This window comes from Streptomyces sp. NPDC053069, assembly GCF_044546895.1.
Lineage (GTDB): Bacteria > Actinomycetota > Actinomycetes > Streptomycetales > Streptomycetaceae > Streptomyces.
This window is the reverse complement of the sequence record NZ_JBITZN010000005.1, coordinates 1-19501: the sequence shown is the minus strand read 5'-3', so window position 1 is coordinate 19501 and position 19501 is coordinate 1. Positions and strand designations below refer to the sequence as shown.

At 72.5% G+C, this 19501-nt stretch carries 22 protein-coding genes; 14 read left to right on the top strand and 8 right to left on the bottom strand.

What is annotated here, in order from left to right; all coding sequences use genetic code 11:
* Positions 1 to 117 precede the first annotated feature (117 nt).
* Complete coding sequence (locus ACIGXP_RS12620; RefSeq protein WP_363220248.1) at positions 118 to 1620, top strand: metallophosphoesterase; 1503 nt, start codon at positions 118 to 120, stop codon at positions 1618 to 1620.
* A gap of 72 nt (positions 1621 to 1692) precedes the next feature.
* Positions 1693 to 2721: an LLM class flavin-dependent oxidoreductase gene (locus ACIGXP_RS12615; RefSeq protein WP_399767306.1), complete on the top strand. Its 1029-nt coding sequence runs from the start codon at positions 1693 to 1695 to the stop codon at positions 2719 to 2721.
* A gap of 64 nt (positions 2722 to 2785) precedes the next feature.
* Here the strand turns inward: ACIGXP_RS12615 and ACIGXP_RS12610 are convergent, their stop codons facing one another.
* Complete coding sequence (locus ACIGXP_RS12610) at positions 2786 to 3760, bottom strand: TauD/TfdA dioxygenase family protein (protein ID WP_399767303.1); 975 nt, start codon at positions 3758 to 3760, stop codon at positions 2786 to 2788.
* A 185-nt stretch (positions 3761 to 3945) separates the two neighbouring features.
* On the opposite strand from ACIGXP_RS12610, the gene ACIGXP_RS12605 reads away from it, so the two are divergent.
* The 3 genes from ACIGXP_RS12605 to ACIGXP_RS12595 all read left to right on the top strand — a co-directional run bounded on the left by ACIGXP_RS12605 (position 3946) and on the right by ACIGXP_RS12595 (position 4997).
* Positions 3946 to 4098 (top strand): hypothetical protein, encoded by a 153-nt coding sequence (locus ACIGXP_RS12605; RefSeq protein ID WP_399767300.1) that lies wholly within the window; start codon positions 3946 to 3948, stop codon positions 4096 to 4098.
* Between the two features lie 57 nt (positions 4099 to 4155).
* Positions 4156 to 4764, top strand: a complete 609-nt coding sequence (locus ACIGXP_RS12600; protein ID WP_399767297.1) for a DNA polymerase ligase N-terminal domain-containing protein — start codon at positions 4156 to 4158, stop codon at positions 4762 to 4764.
* Between the two features lie 62 nt (positions 4765 to 4826).
* Positions 4827 to 4997 carry a hypothetical protein gene (locus ACIGXP_RS12595; RefSeq protein WP_399767294.1) on the top strand — a complete coding sequence of 57 codons (171 nt, stop codon included), beginning with the start codon at positions 4827 to 4829 and terminating at the stop codon, positions 4995 to 4997.
* Between the two features lie 429 nt (positions 4998 to 5426).
* On the opposite strand, the gene ACIGXP_RS12590 is transcribed toward ACIGXP_RS12595, so the two are convergent.
* Positions 5427 to 5894, bottom strand: coding sequence for a peroxiredoxin (locus tag ACIGXP_RS12590; protein WP_399767291.1), 468 nt, complete (start codon positions 5892 to 5894; stop codon positions 5427 to 5429).
* Positions 5891 to 6271, bottom strand: coding sequence for a DoxX family protein (locus ACIGXP_RS12585; protein WP_399768392.1), 381 nt, complete (start codon positions 6269 to 6271; stop codon positions 5891 to 5893). The genes ACIGXP_RS12590 and ACIGXP_RS12585 overlap by 4 nt, the downstream gene beginning before the upstream one ends.
* Before the next feature lie 324 nt (positions 6272 to 6595).
* Here ACIGXP_RS12585 and ACIGXP_RS12580 point away from each other — a divergent pair, with 324 nt between their 5' ends.
* Both ACIGXP_RS12580 and ACIGXP_RS12575 read left to right on the top strand, forming a co-directional pair.
* The gene (locus ACIGXP_RS12580; RefSeq protein WP_399767288.1) at positions 6596 to 7183 is read left to right on the top strand and encodes a hypothetical protein; all 588 of its coding nucleotides are present in this window, start codon (positions 6596 to 6598) and stop codon (positions 7181 to 7183) included.
* Positions 7184 to 7368: 185 nt separating this feature from the next.
* Positions 7369 to 8160 (top strand): XRE family transcriptional regulator, encoded by a 792-nt coding sequence (locus ACIGXP_RS12575; RefSeq protein ID WP_399767286.1) that lies wholly within the window; start codon positions 7369 to 7371, stop codon positions 8158 to 8160.
* A gap of 222 nt (positions 8161 to 8382) precedes the next feature.
* On the opposite strand, the gene ACIGXP_RS12570 is transcribed toward ACIGXP_RS12575, so the two are convergent.
* Positions 8383 to 9240, bottom strand: a complete 858-nt coding sequence (locus ACIGXP_RS12570) for a LysR family transcriptional regulator (protein ID WP_399767283.1) — start codon at positions 9238 to 9240, stop codon at positions 8383 to 8385.
* A gap of 152 nt (positions 9241 to 9392) precedes the next feature.
* Between ACIGXP_RS12570 and ACIGXP_RS12565 the strand changes: the two genes are divergently transcribed.
* The 3 genes from ACIGXP_RS12565 (at position 9393) to hemC (ending at position 12367) form a co-directional block, all read left to right on the top strand.
* Complete coding sequence (locus ACIGXP_RS12565; protein ID WP_399768390.1) at positions 9393 to 10205, top strand: EamA family transporter; 813 nt, start codon at positions 9393 to 9395, stop codon at positions 10203 to 10205.
* Between the two features lie 222 nt (positions 10206 to 10427).
* Positions 10428 to 11384 (top strand): ATP-dependent DNA ligase, encoded by a 957-nt coding sequence (locus ACIGXP_RS12560; protein WP_363220111.1) that lies wholly within the window; start codon positions 10428 to 10430, stop codon positions 11382 to 11384.
* A gap of 41 nt (positions 11385 to 11425) precedes the next feature.
* Positions 11426 to 12367: a hydroxymethylbilane synthase gene (gene hemC, locus ACIGXP_RS12555; protein ID WP_399767280.1), complete on the top strand. Its 942-nt coding sequence runs from the start codon at positions 11426 to 11428 to the stop codon at positions 12365 to 12367.
* Positions 12368 to 12448: 81 nt separating this feature from the next.
* On the opposite strand, the gene ACIGXP_RS12550 is transcribed toward hemC, so the two are convergent.
* A complete protein-coding gene (locus tag ACIGXP_RS12550; protein WP_399767277.1) occupies positions 12449 to 12973 on the bottom strand; it encodes a hypothetical protein in 525 nt (174 codons plus the stop codon).
* A gap of 423 nt (positions 12974 to 13396) precedes the next feature.
* Between ACIGXP_RS12550 and ACIGXP_RS12545 the strand changes: the two genes are divergently transcribed.
* The gene (locus ACIGXP_RS12545; RefSeq protein WP_399767275.1) at positions 13397 to 14188 is read left to right on the top strand and encodes an RNA polymerase sigma factor SigF; all 792 of its coding nucleotides are present in this window, start codon (positions 13397 to 13399) and stop codon (positions 14186 to 14188) included.
* Between the two features lie 56 nt (positions 14189 to 14244).
* On the opposite strand, the gene ACIGXP_RS12540 is transcribed toward ACIGXP_RS12545, so the two are convergent.
* Positions 14245 to 14559, bottom strand: coding sequence for an ANTAR domain-containing protein (locus tag ACIGXP_RS12540; RefSeq protein ID WP_363220108.1), 315 nt, complete (start codon positions 14557 to 14559; stop codon positions 14245 to 14247).
* Between the two features lie 129 nt (positions 14560 to 14688).
* On the opposite strand from ACIGXP_RS12540, the gene ACIGXP_RS12535 reads away from it, so the two are divergent.
* Positions 14689 to 15498, top strand: a complete 810-nt coding sequence (locus tag ACIGXP_RS12535; protein ID WP_399767271.1) for a VOC family protein — start codon at positions 14689 to 14691, stop codon at positions 15496 to 15498.
* 7 nt (positions 15499 to 15505) lie between these two features.
* Here ACIGXP_RS12535 and glgX read toward each other — a convergent pair whose 3' ends face one another.
* Entirely contained in the window at positions 15506 to 17674 is a 2169-nt protein-coding gene (gene glgX, locus ACIGXP_RS12530) for a glycogen debranching protein GlgX (RefSeq protein ID WP_399767268.1), read from the bottom strand.
* Positions 17671 to 18183: a pep a2 gene (locus ACIGXP_RS12525; protein WP_363220930.1), complete on the bottom strand. Its 513-nt coding sequence runs from the start codon at positions 18181 to 18183 to the stop codon at positions 17671 to 17673. The genes glgX and ACIGXP_RS12525 overlap by 4 nt, the downstream gene beginning before the upstream one ends.
* A 327-nt stretch (positions 18184 to 18510) precedes the next feature.
* Between ACIGXP_RS12525 and ACIGXP_RS12520 the strand changes: the two genes are divergently transcribed.
* Both ACIGXP_RS12520 and ACIGXP_RS12515 read left to right on the top strand, forming a co-directional pair.
* On the top strand, positions 18511 to 18810 hold the full coding sequence (locus ACIGXP_RS12520) for a DUF5133 domain-containing protein (RefSeq protein WP_228622012.1): 300 nt from the start codon (positions 18511 to 18513) through the stop codon (positions 18808 to 18810).
* A gap of 108 nt (positions 18811 to 18918) precedes the next feature.
* A partial coding sequence (locus tag ACIGXP_RS12515; protein WP_399767264.1) for a maltotransferase domain-containing protein occupies positions 18919 to 19501 on the top strand: 583 nt, incomplete at its 3' end.

Here is a 19501-nt window from a genome sequence, read left to right as displayed (position 1 = left end):
GTGAAGACCCTGTCACCGTGTCAAGGTCAAACAGGCGTGGACGGCGTCCTCTCCGGAGGCGCACGACGCCGGGCCCCGCCAACCGGCGCTGACCGGCGCGTTGTTACCGTGCGGTGCGTGTCTGACTCCTCGCGCGATACCGCACAGGGCGCCGGCTGGGGCTCGGCCGAGCCCGGTGCCTACCAGCAGCTGATGCCGGACCACGTCGAGAAACTGTCGTGGCTGAATCCGCGGACTCTGTGGGCCGCCCGCAACGGCGTGCTGGCGTCCTGGTTCGGTGATCCGACCGGCCGCACCCGCAGTCGCTGGGTGGCGCGCCGGGAGGCGGCCGGGGCGCCCGCCGACAAGGTGATCCGGCGGGAGGTCTCCGACTCGTTCTCGTTCATGGTCATCGGAGACACCGGCGAGGGCGACGACTCCCAGTACGCCGTCGTGCCAGGGTTTCTGAAAGCAAGTCGGGGCACCGACTTCGCGGTGATCGCGAGCGACGTGATCTACCCGGTGGGCAGCGCCGACGACTACGGCAGCAAGTTCTTCCGTCCCTACCAGGACTATCCGGCGCCCATCTTCGCGATACCGGGCAATCACGACTGGTACGAGGACCTGGGCGCCTTCATGCGCGTCTTCTGTGCCGACACCCCGCCGCTCGCCCCCGAGCCCCGGCCGCGCCCGCTCACCCGCGCCTGGTGGCGCGCCCTGCTGTGGCACCGGCCCCGCCCGGCCGACGAGCAACGGCTGGCCGCCGCACGGGCCTTGCGGTCGGCCCCGGGCCAACAGGCCGCGCAGCCCGGGCCGTACTGGGCGATCGACGCGGGCCCGGTACGGATCGTCGGCATCGACACCGGTCTGCTCGGCACGCTCGACGCCGAACAGGGCGCCTGGCTGCGCGAGGTGTCGAAGGGGCCGAAGCCGAAGATCCTCATCACCGGGTCGCCGCTGTACGTCGACGGCGAGCACCACCCGTGTGCGATCGGCGGTGGTGGGACGGTGGACGACATCGTCCGGGACCCGGAGCACCACTACGTGGCCGCGATCGGCGGCGACATCCACAACTACCAGCGCTACCCGGTCGCCGTGGACGGCCGCACCATCCAGTACGTGGTCGCGGGCGGCGGCGGGGCGTTCATGCACGCCACGCACACCATCCCGCGGGTGTCGGTCGCGGGCGTCACCGAGCGGGACTTCCGCTGCTATCCGCTGCGCGGCGACTCGCTGGCCTTCTACAGCCGCCTGTACGGCCGCCGGCTGCGGCTGCGCCGCTTCTTCACCCTGACCGAGGCGGAGGCGACCGCGGTCGTCGCCGAACGCCTCGGCATCGAGCCGGGCCGCAAGGCCGACCCCGACGCCCGGATCACCCGGCGCACCCGTCTCGTCGCGAGCCTGCTCGGCACCGGTGGGCGTCCGGATCGCACATCCCGGTTCCGGCTGCCCGTGCGCAAGGTCTACACCCAGTTGTTCTCGCCCGGCTCGGCCACCTACAGCCCGCCGTTCTTCAAGTGCTTCCTGCGGCTGGACGTCACCGCGGAAGCGGTCCGGCTGCGCTGCTTCGCCGCGACCGGCAACCGGGCCCAGGAAGTCGATCCGCCGGTCGAGGACGAGATCGTCATTCCGCTGAAGTGATCACACGGTTGTCACACTCGCCTGCGAGAATCACCTGCAGCCGGAAGCGACGTACGACCGCTGGAGGAGCCCGTGCCGTCCACCGCCCGCCCGCTGCGCAAGCTGGGTTTCCTCACGATCGGCCTGTTCGACCCGGCGGACCCGGCCCGGGGCCACGCGTCCACGCTGGAGATCATCGAGCTGGGCGAGCGGCTCGGCTTCGACACCGCGTGGCTGCGCCACCGTCACCTCCAGTACGGCATCTCCTCGCCGGTCGCCGTCCTCGCCGCCGCTTCCCAGCGCACCCGCCGGATCGAGCTGGGCACCGCGGTGACCCCGCTCGGCTGGGAGAACCCGCTGCGGCTCGCCGAGGACCTGGCGACGGTGGACATCCTGTCCGGGGGCCGGCTGAACCCGGGCGTCAGTGTGGGCCCGCCGATGCACTTCGAGCAGGTCAAGGGCGCCCTGTACCCGGACACGGCCGACACCGAGGACTTCTCCTACGAGAGGGTGCGGCGGCTGCTGGACCTGGTGCGCGGCAAGCCCGCGAGCGACTTCAGCGGGGTCGAGGGCTTCGAAGTGTTCGCGGACGTGGTGCAGCCGCAGTCGCCCGGGCTCGGCCGGCGCATGTGGTACGGCGGCGGCAGCCTCGGCTCGGCGCGCTGGGCGGGCGAGCACGGCATGAACTTCCTGACCAGCAGCGTGGTCAAGGCCGAACAGCCGGACGGCCCCTGGGACTTCGCCGAGATCCAGCTGTCCCTCATCCGGGAGTTCCGCGCCCGTCACCCCGACGGTGAGGCAGCCCGGGTCTCGCACGGCCTGGTCGTGATCCCCACCGACTCCGCGAGCCCCGAGCAGCGCGCCAAGTACGAGGCGTACGCGGCGAAGCGGCTGCCGCGTACGGCCTCCCCGCAAGGGCCGGCCCGGCTGCTGTTCGCCCCGGACCTGGTCGGCACCTGCGACGAGATCGCCGAACGGCTGCGCGCGCACGCCGCGTTCCGCGAGGTGGACGAGGTGGCCTTCGCCCTGCCGTTCACCTTCGAGCACGGGGACTACGTACAGATCCTGACAGACATGGCGACGAAGCTGGGCCCGGCGCTGGGGTGGCGACCGGCGGCCTGACCCGGGTGTGCCCGCTGTGGGCGCGGTCACGAGACGTCCGCTGCCGCCGGCACCGCCCAACCGCCTACCAGCGGCCCACCGCCGTACCCGTGACGGCCTCGGACCGCCGGCCGTCCACCCCCACCGGCACGTCTCCGGCGAGCATCACCCGGTGCATGATCCGGGGGAAACCGAGGTGGGCGTTGTCGCCCGGGGCGAGGTGGATGGTGGCCCGGTTGTCCCAGAAGGCGACGCTGCCCGGCTCCCAGCGTAAGCGGACGGTGTACTCGGGGCGCACGGCCTGCTCCAGGAGCATCTCCAGCAGGGCCGCGCTCTCCGGCCGGGAGACGTCGGTGATCTGTTCCACGTAGTAACCGTTGACGAACAGCACCCGCTCCCCCGTCTCCGGGTGCACTCGGACCAGCGGGTGCACCGAGGCGACCTGGTGGTCGAGCAGATGGCGCAGGTACGCGTCGTCGCCGGCACGGGGCTGGTAGCCCACGCCCAGCCGGTGCTCGGCACGCAGCCCGTCCACGAAGGCCCGCACCGGCGCCGAGAGGCCGGCGTAGGCGGCGGCCAGGTTGGCCCAGGTGGTGTCGCCCCCGTAGGGCGGTACGGTCTCGGCGCGCAGGACGGTCGCGGCCGGCGGGTCGATCCGGGCGCCGTGATCGCAGTGCCAGCCGCGCAGCAGGGTGTGCCGGCGGCGCCGCAGCCACTCCTCGTGGTCCATGCCGAAGCGGCCGCCCAGTTCCAGACGGTCGGCGGTCGTCTCGATCTCGGGGAAGTCCTCCGGTGAGGCACTGCCGCGGCGGCCCAGGACGACGGGCTCGCCGAAGCGGCGGGCGAAGGCGACATGCCGGGCATGGTCCAGTTCCTGCCCGCGGAAGAACACCACCTTCCAGCGCAGCACGGCCTGCCGGATCAGGGCCACCACGGAGTCGTCGAGCGGTCCGGCGAGGTCGACGCCGGTGATCTCGGCTCCGATGTGCCCGGCGACCGGCCTCACCGCCACCCCCTCGATCCGATCCGTCTGATCCGCGGTGGCCCTGTGCGTCGTCATGCGCGCTCCGATGCTCGTCCGAACCGGCTGCACTCCCGATCGTGTCACCCCGGGCCTCACCCGGTCGCGCGGATCGCCGTCGGGCACGGGGTGACACCGGGGCAGGTACGGCCTGACCCTGACCCGGGTCGGGTACGGCGCCATGCCGCCGGCCGGGCCGCACGTCTTCGGCCCGCCGAAGGACCGTGACCGGGCGGTGGCGGTGCTCCGCGCGGCCCCAGGCCCTGAAGGCGCAGCTGTACGACAACCTGCGGAACCTCGGGGTGGAGGCGCTGGACGTCGTCACGACGCGGTCGCCGGCTGAACGCCATCGGGGGCTGAACGTCAGCGCGGGCTGAACGACCCGGCCCGGGGTACCCGGGGCCCGTGAGGCGGACGTAGGGAAGGAGCCGCAGGTGGCAGCGGAGGACCGGCTGCGGACGTACCGCGGCAGGCGCGACTTCGAGCGGACCCGTGAACCCTCGGGCCACGAGCCCCGGGCCGGGAGCGACGAGCCCCACTTCGTGGTGCAGATCCACGACGCGCGGCGGATGCACTTCGACTTCCGTCTCCAGGTCGACGACGTCCTGAAGTCCTGGTCCGTCCCGAAGGGACCGTCCACCGATCCCGCCGACAAGCGGCTGGCCGTGCCGACCGAGGACCATCCGCTGGAGTACGAGGACTTCGAGGGCGTGATCCCGAAGGGCGAGTACGGCGGCGGCACGGTGATCGTGTGGGACCGCGGCACCTACGAGCCGCTCAGCCACGACCGCCGGGGGCGCCCGGTGGAGTTCGCGGAGTCCCTGGAACGCGGGCATGCCACCTTCCGGCTGCACGGGACCAAGCTGCACGGCGAGTACGCGCTGACCCGGTTCCGCAGCGGCGAGGGCGAGGAGGAGGCCTGGCTGCTGGTGCGCAAGGGGCCGGCACGCTCGGACGGGCACGGCACGCCGGATCCCCGACGGGCCCGCTCGGTGCGCACCGGCCGCACGCTCGCGCAGGTCGCCGCCGACGGGGACGGGTGAGCCCCGGTGCCGGGGCTGCCGGCGGCACTCCCGGCCGACCGGCGGCGGCTGCGGCGGATGGGGTGACCCGGCGGCGGGACATCGAGGCGTCCGGGGTCGCGGTGACGTACTGCGTCTTCGGTCTGCTGCGCCGGGCACTGTCCTTCCGTGCCCCGCTGCGGCTGACCCCGCATCGCAACGCGGGCGGCGCCGAGTTGCTGGACCGGGCCTGTGCCCGGGGCTGGAGGGGCTGATCGCCAAGCGGGCCGACGGGCCGTACCGGACGCGCCGGTCCACGGACTGGCTGAAGCTCACGTGCGCACGGGGGCAGGAGTTCGTGATCGGCGGCTTCACCGACCCGGCGGGCAGCCGGGTCGGGTCGGGTGCGCTGCTCCTCGGTCACTACGAGGGTGACCGGCTGCGGTCCAGTGATCAGGTGCCGGGCAGTGCCTGTTCGGCCCCGTGCGGACAGCGCTGCCGGCATCGGCGGCCAGGTGTCCGGGCGACGCGTCGGGGCAGGCGGTGAGGGCCACCTCATCGAGGTGGCCCTCCCGGTGGGGCAGCTGGACTGTGCCGGCCCGTGCGGCGATTGGGTCCGACGGGAGGTCCTCAAGGACGTTCCGGTTGCACGGGCGCATCAAGCGCGCGAGCGGTCCCGCTCATCCGGCGCCGCAAGGGGCGGATCAGCCCTTGTGGACGCGCAGGGCGGCGAGGGCCCGGTCGGCGTGGGTGTTCATGCGCAGTTCGCTGCGGACGATCTCCAGCACCGTGCGGTCCTGGGCGATCACGAAGGTGACGCGTTTGGTGGGGGCGAGGGAGAAGCCGCGCCGGACGCCGAACCGCTCACGGACCGTGCCCTCGGCGTCGGAGAGCAGGGGCATGCCGAGGCCGTGCCGGTCGGCGAACTCCTGCTGCTTGGCGACGCCGTCGCCGCTGATACCGACGGGCCGGGCACCGGCCGCGGCGAATTCGGCGGCGAGGTCGCGGAAGTGGCAGGCCTCGGCGGTGCAGCCGGGGGTGAGCGCGGCCGGGTAGAAGAAGAGCACGACCGGGCCGTCGGCCAGCAGCTCGGTGAGCCGGCGGATGGTGCCGGTCTCGTCGGGGAGGGCGAAGTCCTCGACCTTGTCCCCGACCTCGATGCGTTCCGTCATGACCGTCCCTTCTCGTTGCGGGCAACTCCTCGCGCCCACAGGACCAGCGGCACCTGCAGCGGCAGCCGCGCGAGAGCGGCCGTCCGCAGCGGCGCGGGCCGGTGCCGCCAGTCCGCGGCCATCTGCACGTTCGCCGGGAACACCCCGACGAAGAAGGCCGCGGCCGCCTTCGCGGCGACCGCGCGCGTCCGGGGTGCGGCGATCCCGGCGGCGAGCGCCAGCTCCACGACTCCGCTGCCGTAGGTCCATGCCCTGGGCGAGCCGGGCAGCCGACGCGGAATGGTGGCGTCGAAGGGGCGCGGGGTGGCGAAGTGGGCGACCCCCGCCGCGGCCAGCAGGCCGGCGAGCAGCAGGGGCGAGCGTTCGGACCGGGGCACGTTTCCTCCTGTGGTGGCCTGTCGCCGGATACTACTGGACGGTAGATCCGTGGTGTCCCGCTGCAGCCCCCAACTGATCGGGTACGCGAGGAAGTCGTCGACCATGCAGTAAAAGAGGCTCGCCATCTGCCGCAGGCCCTCGGGCCGCCCGTCGGCGAGAGCGAGCTGCACACCCCGGGTTCCGTGCTGCGGCGCGCGCACCCGTCCCGGGGGACGTCCCGCCGTCCCCGGGGACGGCGGGACGGCATGGCGACGGTCCGTCACGGAAACGCTGGCTGTCGTGATCACTGCTCGTGGTCACGAGAACGACAGCCGGAGGTTTCCATGATCCGACGGACCCTCAAGAGCGGTTTGCTGGCCACGGTCGCGGCGCTCGCGCTCCTGCCCACGGCGGCCGGGGCCACCGCGGCGAGCGCCACCACCCAGCACCCGGTACCCAGCGCCGCCACCCAGCACGACCCCCACCACCGCACCCACGCCCGCGGACCCGTCACACACCGCGCCCACCACCGCGTCGCCCTCCGCGGCCACCAGACGCGCCGCGTGCACCGCCTGACGCCCCGGGGAACGGCGTACCGCTCCGCCCACCGGACGACGGCCCACCGCTTCACCCCGTACGCGGCTCCGTACCGCCTGCAGTACCGACTGGTGGTGCGGTGGGTGCCGTACCGACACCTCCAGCCCGTCACCGGCCGCGTCACCACCCGGCACGCCCGGCTCAACGTCCGTTCCGGACCGGGCACCGGCTACCGGGTGATCGGCCACCGGCACACGGGCCGGCACCTGGCGCTCGTCTGCAGGACGCGCGGCTCCTCCGTGTACGGGAACCACACCTGGTACCGGCTCTCGCGCCACCGGGGCTACGTCTCGGCGCGCTACGTCCGCGCCAACCACACCCTGCCCTGGTGCTGACGGCACGTCACCGCGCACCACATGTCACCGAAGGCCCGTTCGGCGATCCCCGAACGGGTCTTCGGTACGTCCGCGCTTCTCCTTTCCTCCTACCTGCGCGTGTGTTGCGGACGCCGCACTCCGGGAAGTCATTCCGACAACAGGGGCTAAAACGCCCATAGCGGAAAGGGAGTCGAGGACGCACGATGCGGCACCCCCATGCAGCGACCACGCCGGACGAGGCACTGGTGACGGGACTGCGCGAGCTGAAGGACCGTACAGGGCTGAGCCTGGCGGCGCTGGCCGCGCGCACCCCGTACAGCAAGTCCGCGTGGCACCGCTATCTGTCCGGCGGTGCGCCGCCGCCCAGACCCGCCGTGGAGGCGCTCTGCCGCCTCGCCGGCGCCGATCCCGACCCCGTGCTGGCCCTCTGGGAGGCCACGGACGTCCCCCCGCCCCGGGTCGAGCCCGAACACCCCGCGCGCAGGCGGCGATCGGGGTGGATCCGGCCGTGGCGAGCGCCCTGGCTGCCGCTGTCCGCGCTCGCGCTCCTCGGGGCGGCGACAGCGGTGACCGCCGCAGTCGCCCTGTGCGGGCGCCCGGACAGCACGCCCACCGCGCAGCACCTGCCTCCGGCGCCGCGCTGTCACGGCCGGTCCTGCCAGGGCGCGTTGCCCGACGCGTCGGCCTGCGCCCGGGACGCGCGGACCACGAGCACGGTCACCGGCCCCGCCTACACCGTGCTGCTGCGCTACTCGCCGGCCTGCGGCACCGCCTGGTCCCAGGTGCGGCTGCGGTCGGCCAGGTCCCGCGAGGTGTCGGTGCGGACCGGCCAGGACGTGCTGTCGGCCCGCTACCCGGCAGACGACCCGGCCGGGAACAGCAGCCCCATGCTCTCGGTGTCCTCGCCACGGGGCGTGGAGGCGTGCGCCGAGGTGGACGGGGAGCTGGCGTGCACGGGCCTGGACGCGGACCCGGAGCCAGACGCGCAGGAATGACAGTCACACCGCGCTTACGGCGCCGCACTCGAAGGCCACGTACGGCGCCGCGTGCCGGCCCGGGTCAGCCGGCGGTGACGAGGTGGAGGGCGTGCCGGGGCGGGCCGGTCTCGGTGAACACGCCGGTGTCGACGACGAGATCGGAGGCGCGCAGCAGGGTCACCTGCCGCAGCTGCGCCGGCGCATGCTGTTCGGTCTGCTCTCCGGTGGCCGGACGGCGCCTCAGGCGGTCCGGTACAGCTCACTGAGCAGTTCGAGGACCGCCTGCAGGGCCGGGTGCGGGTCGTCGCGCCACCAGGCGAGCCGTACGGCGACGGGCTCCGCGTCGCGCACCGGCCGGTAGACGACTCCGGGCCGCGGGTACTGGTTCGCGGTCGACTCGGCGGTGACACCGATGCCGCGTCCGGCGGCGATGACGGTCAGCCAGTCGTCGACGTCGTGCGTCTCCTCGACGGCGGGACGGGCGTCCGGCGGCCACAGCTCAGGGGTGGTGGTGCCGGTACGCCGGTCGACGAGGAGGATCCGCCCGGCGAGGTCGGCCAGCCGTACGGACCGGCGCCAGGCCAATGGGTCGTCGGCGGCCATGGCACACAGCCGCCGCTCCAGGCCCACGATGGCCGTGTCGAACCGCCGGTCCGGCAGGGGCCGGCGCACCACGGCGAGGTCGCAGGCGCCCTCGCCGAGGCCGGCGGACGCCGTGTTGACGCGGACGAGATGCAGATCGACCCCGGGATGGGCCGCGGTCCAGCGCCGCTGGAAGGCGACGGTGTGGCGGCCGACGGCCGACCAGGCGTAGCCGATCCGCAGCCGGGTGTGCCCCGAGGCGGCCTCCTCGACCAGGTCGGCGACGTCCGACAGCACCCGCCGGGCCTGCGCCACCACCCGCAGCCCGGTCGCGGTCGGGGTGACCTCGCGCGAGGTCCGCCGCAACAGCCGTACACCCAGGGCCCGTTCGAGGGCGGCGAGGGTGCGGGAGACGGCGGCCTGGGAGACACCCAGGGCGATCGCGGCGTCCGTGAAGGTGCCCTCGTCCACGATGGCCACAAGACAGCGCAGCTGCCGCAGCTCGATATCGTCCATACGCCCAGCGTATAGATCGGCAAGGTCATGCATTTTGCGCAAGCGCGTGGTCGGCGCACCATCCGGCCATGCGACGCGCTCTCGAACGCCCTGCCATGGCCGTGCCCCTGGCCACGGTCCCTCCCCTGCCGAAGGCCCGGCGGCTCGCCGGTGTGGCCGCCATGGCCGGCAGCGGACTGTCCAACCAGACCGGCGCCGCGGTCGGCGCGCTGGCCTTCCCGGTCCTCGGCCCCCTCGGGGTGGTGGCGGTGCGCCAGTACGTCGCAGCGCTCGCCCTGCTCGCCGTGGGCCGGCCCCGGCTGCGGAGCTTCACCTGGCGGCAGTGGTGGCCGGTCCTGCTGCTGGCCGGGGTCTTCGGCACGATGAACCTGAGTCTGTACAGCGCTGTCGACCGGATCGGCCTGGGCCTCGCGGTGACCCTGGAGTTCCTCGGGCCGCTCGCCATCGCGCTGGCCGCGTCGAGGCGCCGGCTGGACGCGGGCTGCGCGGCGCTCGCCGCGGGCGGAGTCGTGATCCTGATGCGGCCACGTCCGTCCGCCGACTACGCGGGCATGGCCCTCGGCCTGGTCGCCGCGTGCTGCTGGGCGTCGTACATCCTGCTCAACCGCCTTGTCGGGCAGCGCATACCCGGGGCACAGGGTGCGGCGGCGGCCGCGACGGTCTCCGCGCTGGCCTTCCTGCCCGCCGGTGTCGCCGTCGCGCTGCGTCATCCGCCGACGGCCGGTGCGGTGCTGTGCGCGGTGGCGGCCGGCGTTCTCTCCTCCGCCGTGCCGTATCTGGTCGACCTTCTGACACTCCGCCACATCCCCACGCAGACGTTCGGACTGTTCATGAGCGTCAACCCGGTCCTGGCCGCCGTGGTCGGCTGGGTGGTGCTCGGCCAGAACCTGGGCGATGCGGAGTGGGCGGGCGTCGGGGCGGTGGTGCTGGCCAACACGGTGAGCATCGCGACGACGCGAGCGTGACCCATCGGCCGACGGGAGTCGCCCTGCCGGCGGAGAACGCCGTGGTGGGGAGGACGGGCAGCGGACCGCAGGTGCTTCCACCGGCCCCTCTCGGACACGCGTGGTGCCGCCTTGCCGCCTGGGGCCCGTTCAGGGGAACCGGCGGCTGAAGGGGCGTGACACCACCGGGAGCGGTCGAGACCTTCAGCCGTGACCGCCCTACCCCTGCCGCTCATCGCGCCGATGCTCGCCACGCCCGGCACCCTGCCACCGGCAGCTCAGGACCGGCGGTGGGCCTACGAGACCAAGCAGGACGGCCAGCGGGTGATGGTCTATCTGCCCGGCGACGGCAGCGTGCTGATGCGCGCCCGCTCCGGCGAGGACATCACCGCGGCCTATCCCGAACTGCGCCCGCTCGGCGGCGCGCTGGGCAGCACGCCCGCCGTTCTGGACGGCGAGGTGCTGGCCCTGGACGACCGGGGACGAGCCGACTTCCAGCTGCTGCAGAGCCGGATGGGCCTCGCGCACGCCCCCGCGCGGGCGGCCCGCCGGGCCGCCCAGGTGCCGGTGCACCTGGTGCTGTTCGACGTGCCGTACTTGGAGGAAGCCCTGGTGCGGCTGCCGTACGTACGACGGCGGGCGCGGCTGGAGGAGCTCGGGCTGGCCGGGCCGTACTGGTCGGTGCCGCGTGCGGTGACCGGGCACGGCACCGAGGCGCTCGCGGCGACCAGGGAGCACGGCCTGGAGGGCCTGGTGTGCAAGCGGCTGGATTCGGTGTACGAGCCCGGCGTGCGCTCCCGCGCCTGGATCAAGATCCGGAACATGCGCGCCGAGGACGTGATCGTCGGCGGCTGGCTGCCCGGCAAGGGGCGGCTCGCCGGGCTGCCCGGCGCGGTACTGGTCGGGCAGCGCGACGCGGGCGGCCGGCTGCGGTACGTCGGCGGGGTGGGCACCGGCTGGAGCGAGACGGAGCGGACGGAACTGGCCCGGCTGCTGGAGGATGCCACGAGCGGCCGGTGCCCCTTCGACCCGGTCCCGCGGATCCCGGACGCCCGCTGGGTGCTGCCGCTGCTGGTGGGCGAGGTCAACTACAGCACCCGTACCCGCGCCGGACTGCTGCGCCAGCCCTCGTGGCTGCGGCTGCGCCCCGATCTGACGCCGGAGGAGTCGGCGGCGGACCTGCCCGAGGGCTTCGGCTGAGACCGGGCGTCGAGTCCGGCTCGGGCGCGGGGGTCTATCGTGTGCGCATGCCGGTTCCCGAACTGATCCGTATCGTCTCCCGCGACTCGCCCATGGCCCTGGCCCAAGTGGAACGGGTCCGGGCCGAGTTGGCCGTCCTGCACCCGGGTGTGCGCACCGAGGTGGTGCCGGTGAAGACCACCGGCGACAAGTGGCTCGGCGATCTCTCCAAGGTCGAGGGCAAGGGGGCGTTCACCAAGGAGGTGGACGCTGCACTGCTGGCCGGCGAGGCCGATCTCGCGGTGCACTGCGTCAAGGACGTGCCCGCCGACCGGCCGCTGCCCGCCGGGACCGTGTTCGCCGCCTTCCTGAAGCGGGACGACATCCGGGACGCCCTGGTGCACCCGGGCGGCCTCACCCTGGACGAGCTGCCCGCCGGCACCCGGATCGGCACCTCCTCGGTGCGCCGGGTGGCCCAGCTGGCCGCCACGCACCCGCATCTTCAGTGCGTGCCGTTCCGCGGCAACGCCAACCGCCGGCTGGAGAAACTGGCCGCGGGGGACGCGGACGCGTTGCTGCTGGCGGTGTCCGGGCTGGAGCGGATCGGCCGGACGGACGTGATCAGCGAGGTGCTGTCACCGGAGACGATGATGCCGCCGATCGGCGCGGGCATCCTGGCCCTGCAGTGCCGTCAGGACGACACCGATCTCATCGACGCCGTCAGCGGGCTCGGCGACCCGGACACCCACCGGGAGGCGACGGCCGAGCGGATGTTCCTGCATGTGCTGCAGGGCCACTGCAACAGCCCGATCGCCGGCTACGCGCGCGTGGACCGCAGCGGGGAACTGTCCCTGCGGGCCTGTGTGTTCACCCCGGACGGCAAGACCAGGCTGAACGCCCACGAATGGGCGGGCCGGCTCGATCCGGCCACCCTCGGCACGTCGGTCGCGGTGGCGCTGCTGCGGCAGGGTGCCCGGGAGATCATCGACGGCATCCCGCACTGACCGCAGGAGGGCACGGCGTCGCGGCGCGAGTCCCGGGACGCCGTGCGGACCGGTCGTACGGCGGGGGCGCCACCGCCCGTGTCAGGCGGTGCCGGGCTCCGTCTGGTCCCGCAGGAAGGCGCTGACCTGGTGGGCCAGGCTGCCCTGGCCGGCGGCCATGGGGGCGGCCGCCGGGGTGGCCTCCAGGACGCCGATGCCGCCGGTCCACAGCCGGCGGTCGGCCCACTCGTCGTCCACGCGAAGCTGCACCTGTACGTCCACCTGGGTGAGGCTGGCCTCGGGGGCGGCGGCGTAGAGCACGGCGGTGACGCGGCGCAGGGGGTAGACGTCGAAGCCCTCGATGAACTGTGAGTTGCGCCAGTCGATGAAGGCACCCTCCCCGTCGGCGCCGACCCGGACGTCGAGCTGGCCGTCCTCCAGGTGGATGCCCAGGGGCCGCGCGCCGCGGTTCTCGACCGTCACCCGGACGCTGAAGTACGTCAGCCCGGCAGCGGCGTCGTCGCGTCCGCGTGGCGGCTCGGCCGCCTCCAGGCGGTGGACGCGGACCCGCAGACCGGCATGCTCGTCGTACTCGTGCCAGTCCCCGACCACGTTCGGCTCGTACACAGTGCCCCTCTCGCCCTTCGAGAGCTGCTGTCTATCTGTGCGTCGAGTGCACTGTCAAATGAGCAGAATGCGCTGTGGCCAGGGGATTCGCCCGCTTTGATCGGCGATCAAGCGCTGCCCAGGAAGAATCCGTTCGCGGCACCTCCGAGGGGGGTACACGCGCGTGCCGCACATCACGTCCACGTCAAGATCACCGAGCCGCCCGACCGAGCGGTCGGCTACAGACGGGCGGCACGCTCAGTCGTATCCTGTTTGCACCTATTTGTTTGATGATGTCCCCGCGCGGGAAAATCAACGGCAGTGCTTCGGACAGGAGGCACGTCCGTGGGAGCCGGCATCGCCGGACGCCCCGGTGTCCTTTCCATGGTCCGAGCGCACCTCCCACGGTGTCTGTCCATCCGGCACCTGAGAGAGGTGCGCACGATGCGTGTCACCGGTAGCACGTCCCCCCATCCCCACGATGACGCCCCCGACACGGCGGAGTGCTTCGAGCGGCTCGCGGAGCTGCCCGACGGCCCCGAGCGGCGGGCTCTGCGTGACGAGCTGGTCCGACTGTGGCTGCCCATGGCCGAGCGGATCGCCGTACGGTTCCGCGGTCGTGGGGAGTCGCTGGAGGACCTGTACCAGGTGGCTGCCCTCGGCCTGGTGAAGGCGGTCGACCACTACGACCCGGAGCGTGGTCGCGCCTTCGAGGCGTACGCGGTGCCCACCATCACCGGCGAGATCAAGCGCCACTTCCGCGACCACATGTGGACGCTGCACGTGCCACGCCGGGTACAGGACCTGCGCAACCGGGTCCGCACCGCCACGAAGGAGCTCTCCCAGAGCACCTCGGGTCGCCCGCCCTCCGTGGCGGAGATCGCCGCCCACGCGCGGCTCAGCGAGGACGAGGTGCGCACCGGCATGGAGGCGCTGGAGTGCTTCTCCGCGCTGTCCCTGGACGCCGAGGTGGCCGGCACCGACGGCTTCGCCCTGGGGGACTCGCTCGGCGCAACCGACCCCGGATACGACCTCGTGGTCGACCGGGCGGCCGTGAAACCGTGCCTGGAGGCGCTGCCGGAGCGCGAGCGCACCATCCTCTATCTGCGGTTCTTCCGCGGGATGACGCAGAGCCGGATCGCCGAGCAGCTCGGCATCTCGCAGATGCACGTCTCGCGACTGCTCAGCGCCTGCTTCGACCGGATGCGGGAGGAGCTGCTCGCCGAGGCCCGCTGAGCCGGCGCCGGGCCCACAAGATCCCCGTCCACGGGCCGCAGTGGCTCCGCGGGGACTCACTCCTGCGCGGTTCCGGGCACCTGCGTGGGCCCGTATCGGTCCAGGGCGTCCTCCAGCGCGGCACCGACCTCGGGGGGAATGTCACCGCGGCGGCCCCAGATGAGGATCAGTTCCGCGATGTTGCGCAGCTTGATGTTGGTGTGCTGGGAGACCTCCTTGAGGATCTCCCAGCCCTCGTCCGGGGTCACTCTGCCCAGCGCCACCATCATTCCGATGGCCTGGTCCACGACCGCATGGGATGCGACGGCCTCCTTCAGCTGGTTGACCCGCGCCTGCAGCTCGGCGATCTGTTCCGGCTCGCTCGCTCCCATACTCCCCATCGTCCTCGGCGGCCTGGGGCGGTGCCACCGGGGGTACTCGACAGGCACGTCACCCCCTTCCGGTTGGACACTGGTCCCAGAGCGGTGGCCGCCGGGCCCCGAGAGCAGGACGCGACTGCCATGAACCACGACGCCCCTGTAAGCGGTGGACCGCGGAGGCGCGACATCGTCTCCACGCACTCCGTCTTCGGTGCCCCCTGCTGGGTGAGCCTGACCAGCCGTGACCTCGCGGCCACCCAGGACTTCTACTCGGCCGTCCTCGGCTGGCGCTGGCGCGGCGTAAAGCTCGGCGAGCACTTCCGCATCGCGCTCGCGGACGGGGTGCCGGTGGCGGGAATCGCCGCGGTCGCCGCCATGTGGCAGATGGCGGTGGCCTGGACCCCTTACTTCGCCGTGCCGGACGCCGACGTCGCGGTGGCCCGGGCCCGTGAGCGCGGCGGTACGACGGCCGTCGGGCCGCTGTCCTTCCCGCCGGGCCGGGCCGCGCTGCTCGCCGACCGGGACGGGGCCACATTCGGCATCTGGCAGGGGGAACTGGTCTCCAACTGGGAGGCGTGGCGGCGGGCGGCTCCCACCTTTGTGCGGCTGCACACCCGTAACGCATTCGACTCCGCGATCTTCTACGGCGAGATCCTCGACTGGGCGTCCGGGGTGCCGGGCTGCTGCGAGGTGGAGTACGAGGGCGGTGAGGTGGTGCTGCGCAGCCAGGGCGACGTAGTGGCGCGGATCGACTCGGGCGCGGTGGAGGCGGCGCCTGATCCCTCCGTACGGCCGCACTGGCAGGTCCACTTCGCCGTGGCGGACGTGCCGGGGTGTGCACGGGCGGCGGAGAAGCACGGCGGCAGCGTGCTGAGCGAGGACGAGACCGAGGCGATCCTCCGCGATGCCGACGGGGCCCAGTTCACGGTGACGTCCCGCCGGGCACGCTGACCAGGGGCTACGGCGCGGGGCTGCGGCGCTCCTGGCGCGCCACCCGGGACGGACGCGACAGCAGGATCAGACTGCGGGCCTCCAGGCGAAGCCTCGTCCCGGCCTTCCGTTCGCGTTCGTCGGGGATGCCGTCGGGGTCGGCGGTGTCGATCAGGGTCGTCCAGCGCTCCCCGAAGGAGTTGTCGGGCAGGCGGAAGTCGACCGGTTCCCAGTAGCCGTTGATCAGCAGCAGGAAGGAGTCGTCGACCATGCGGCGCCCGTAGGGATCACGCTCGGCGATGGCGTCGCCGTTGAGGAACACGCCCATCGAGTGCGCGTCCCCGCGCTGCCAGTCCCGCTCGGTCATCTCGCGGGCGTCGGGCCGCAGCCACATCAGGTCGGGCAGCGGCTGCTCGGCGTTGGTCACGGTCTCGCCGCGGAAGAAGCGGCGGCGGCGCAGGACGGGGTGTGCGGCGCGCAGGGCGATCAGGTGCCGGGTGAAGTCGGTGAGGGATTGCTGATTCTCCGTCAGCTCCCAGTCGATCCAGGAGATTTCGTTGTCCTGGCAGTAGGCGTTGTTGTTGCCCCGCTGGGTGCGGCCGAGTTCGTCGCCGTGGCACAGCATGGGGATGCCCTGGGAGAGCAGCAGCGTGGCGAGCAGGTTGCGCTGCTGGCGGGCGCGCAGTTCGAGGACGGCCGGATCCCGGGTCTCGCCCTCCACCCCGCAGTTCCAGGACCGGTTGTGGCTCTCGCCGTCCCGGTTGTCCTCGCCGTTGGCCGCGTTGTGCTTGTCGTTGTACGACACGAGGTCGCGCAGTGTGAAACCGTCGTGCGCGGTGACGAAGTTGACGCTCGCGCGCGGCCGGCGCCTGCTGTGCTGGTACAGGTCCGAGGAGCCGGTCAGCCGGGAGGCGAACTCGCCGAGGGAGCCGGGTTCGCCCCGCCAGAAGTCCCGGACGGCGTCGCGGTACTTGCCGTTCCACTCCGACCACAGCGGCGGGAAGTTGCCCACCTGATAGCCGCCCTCGCCCACGTCCCACGGCTCGGCGATCAGCTTGACGCGGCTGATCACCGGGTCCTGCTGGATCAGGTCGAAGAAGGCCGAGAGCCGGTCCACCTCGTGGAACTGCCGGGCCAGCGTGGCCGCGAGGTCGAAGCGGAAGCCGTCCACGTGCATCTCGGTGACCCAGTACCGCAGCGAGTCCATGATCAGCTGCAGGACGTGCGGGTGCCGCATCAGCAGGCTGTTGCCCGTGCCGGTGGTGTCGTAGTAGTGCGCCCAGTCTCCGTCGACCAGGCGGTAGTAGGAGGCGTTGTCGATGCCGCGGAAGGACAGGGTCGGACCCATCTCGTTGCCCTCGGCGGTGTGGTTGTAGACCACGTCGAGGATGACTTCGAGGCCGGCCGCGTGCAGCGCCTTCACCATGGCCTTGAACTCGTTGACCTGCTGGCCACGGGTGCCGAAGGCGGCGTAGGCGTTGTGCGGGGCGAAGAAGCCGATGGTGTTGTATCCCCAGTAGTTGGACAGACCCCGGTCCTGGAGCACCCCGTCCTGGACGAACTGGTGCACCGGCATCAGCTCCACCGCGGTCACGCCGAGCGAGGTCAGGTGCTCGATCACGGCGGGGTGCGCGAGGCCGGCGTAGGTGCCGCGCAGGCGCTGGGGGACGTCGGGGTGGGTGCGCGTCAGGCCGCGTACGTGGGCCTCGTAGATCACCGAGTCCGAGTACGGCGTCCGGGGCGGGCGGTCGTCGCCCCAGTCGAAGTACGGGTCGGTGACCACACCCAGCATGGAGTGCCCGGCGCTGTCGGCGGGGGCGGGGCCGTCCGGGGCCCGCTCGTACAGCGAGGGATGGTTGTCGATCTGGCCGTCGACGGCCCGGGCGTACGGGTCCAGCAGCAGCTTCGCCGGATTGCACCGGTGGCCGAGCGAGGGCTGCCAGGGGCCGTGCACCCGGTAGCCGTAGCGCTGCCCCGGGGCGATGCCGGGCAGATAGGCGTGCCAGACGAACCCGTCGACCTCGTGCAGCCGTACGGGCGTCCCCTTGCCCGCGTCATCGACGAGGATCAGCTCGACCCGCTCGGCCACCTCGCTGAACAGGGCGAAGTTGGTGCCCTGTCCGTCGAACGCGGCACCCAACGGATAGGGCTGCCCACTCCACACGGGCAGCCCTTTCCTTCTCCTGCGGGCGGTCACCGGCTGCCCTCCAGGGCGTCGTCACCGGCGGGCGCCGGCGCGGCCAGCACCACGACCGGCTCGGTGCGCGGCACTTGGCGGCCCGTCCGCAGCGTGGGCGCGGGGGCGGTCGGCACCAGCGGGACACGCTGGCCGGCACGGGCGCGCTGCGAGAACCAGATGATCTTGGTTCCGGTCTCGGAGGCGCAGCAGCCCCAGCCGTCGCTCATGGCGGCGATGTCGGCGAGACAGGCGCGCAGGTCCTGGTCGGGGCGCAGATCCGGGTCGTCGTCCCCGAACGCGGTGATGAGGTGCTGGCCGTTCCACCACATCTCGATCGACGTGTGTTTGTCGTTGGCGTGCTGGTCGATCGCCCGCAGCAGCAGTTCGGTGCCGCGGCAGACGGGGACCGTGAGGTTCTCGAGGTCCCAGTAGCGGAGGTGGGCGGCCAGGATGCGGCTGACCTGTCCCACCCGATCCGGGCTGACTTCCACGTCGAGGTGGTAGTAGCAGGGCACTGCGGTCTTCATCGTCGCTTGCTCCTCACCGGCGAAGCTCTCGCTCCCCTCGCCCGTCCGGGAGGGATCCCGGATGCCCGTCCGGGACACCACCCGGACACACAGCGTGAGCGCTGATCGCTTCTGAGTCACCTCTACGGTGCGGGCACTACGCCATTCGTGCAACATGAGCACCCGACACCGTGCGTTGTTGAAGGTCCAACAAGACGCTGCGTCGTCGTGCGTGCACCATAAGTGAAAGCCTCGATCGCCGTAACGGTGCCGTGCCCTTCCCGCGTGCGGACACCACCCGACCGTCGGGAACGCGCCCAGTCGAGAGCGTGGAGGGTGAAGAGGGCAATGCTGCTACCCGCCAAGGCCGAAGTGGCCCGGGCGTTGCGGCGTTACCGGGCGTGGGAGCGCGTGATGCTCGCCTCGCCCCACGACCGCACGGTCCGGGCCACCTTCGAGGACTCGGGCTACACACTGTGCGTGCTGATGGGCAAACGCTGCGCCCGCGAGGCCGCGGACGCCGCCGAGCGCTATCTGCGCACCAATCTGGTCACCTACCTGCGCGAGCAGGACGGGCGACCGCGGCCGCGCCGGTCGGCCAGAAGAGCGCCGCCACCGGAGCGGCGTTCCACGGCGCCAAGCCCCTGACCTGGCACCGTACTAGGCGTTCCCCACGGGACCGACGTCGGTCGGCCCCGTCTTGGATCGCGAAGCCGGGCCAGGTGCCCGGCTTCGCGCACGGCGGAGGTGAGATACATGCGCAGGACCCCGGCCATCGGCCGTGTACCGGTACGTGACGTCCGGCCGGCCGTGGAGTGCGGCAGGCGCCCGGCGAAAGCGGTGACCGGGGAGACGTTCCAGGTGACGGCCACCGTGTTCCGCGAAGGGCACGATGCCGTGGGCGCCAATGTGGTCCTGCGCGATCCGAAGGGCCGCCGAGGCCCGTGGACGCCGATGCACGAACTGTCCCCCGGCAGTGACCGCTGGGGCGCGGAGATCACCCCGGACGCGACGGGCCGCTGGACCTTCCGGGTGGAGGCCTGGAGCCATCCGCTGGCGACCTGGCGGCACACCGCCTCGGTGAAGGTACCGGCCGGGATCGACGTCGGGCTGGTGCTGGAGGAGGGCGCCGAGCTCTACGAGCGTGCGGCCGCCGGAGTACCGAAGGGCCCGGAGCGAAACGTTGTCCTTGCCGCCGCACAGGCCCTCGGCGACGACTCCCTGTCGGTGCACGAGCGCCTGAAGGCGGCGCTGGCGCCGGAGGTGGAGGCGTTGCTGGCCCGTCATCCGTTGCGGGAGCTGGTGACCGCGTCCGACGCGATGCCGCTGCTGGTGGAGC

Bases quoted from the DNA above. Each gene is read 5' to 3' on its own strand.
- ACIGXP_RS12610 (WP_399767303.1), bottom strand. From the start codon at position 3,760: ATGACGACGCACAGGGCCACCGCGGATCAGACGGATCGGATCGAGGGG.
- ACIGXP_RS12590 (WP_399767291.1), bottom strand. From the start codon at position 5,894: ATGACGGAACGCATCGAGGTCGGGGACAAGGTCGAGGACTTCGCCCTC.
- ACIGXP_RS12580 (WP_399767288.1), top strand. From the start codon at position 6,596: ATGATCCGACGGACCCTCAAGAGCGGTTTGCTGGCCACGGTCGCGGCG.
- ACIGXP_RS12575 (WP_399767286.1), top strand. From the start codon at position 7,369: ATGCGGCACCCCCATGCAGCGACCACGCCGGACGAGGCACTGGTGACG.
- ACIGXP_RS12570 (WP_399767283.1), bottom strand. From the start codon at position 9,240: ATGGACGATATCGAGCTGCGGCAGCTGCGCTGTCTTGTGGCCATCGTG.
- ACIGXP_RS12560 (WP_363220111.1), top strand. From the start codon at position 10,428: ATGCTCGCCACGCCCGGCACCCTGCCACCGGCAGCTCAGGACCGGCGG.
- ACIGXP_RS12545 (WP_399767275.1), top strand. From the start codon at position 13,397: ATGCGTGTCACCGGTAGCACGTCCCCCCATCCCCACGATGACGCCCCC.
- ACIGXP_RS12540 (WP_363220108.1), bottom strand. From the start codon at position 14,559: ATGGGAGCGAGCGAGCCGGAACAGATCGCCGAGCTGCAGGCGCGGGTC.
- ACIGXP_RS12535 (WP_399767271.1), top strand. From the start codon at position 14,689: ATGAACCACGACGCCCCTGTAAGCGGTGGACCGCGGAGGCGCGACATC.
- ACIGXP_RS12525 (WP_363220930.1), bottom strand. From the start codon at position 18,183: ATGAAGACCGCAGTGCCCTGCTACTACCACCTCGACGTGGAAGTCAGC.
- ACIGXP_RS12520 (WP_228622012.1), top strand. From the start codon at position 18,511: ATGCTGCTACCCGCCAAGGCCGAAGTGGCCCGGGCGTTGCGGCGTTAC.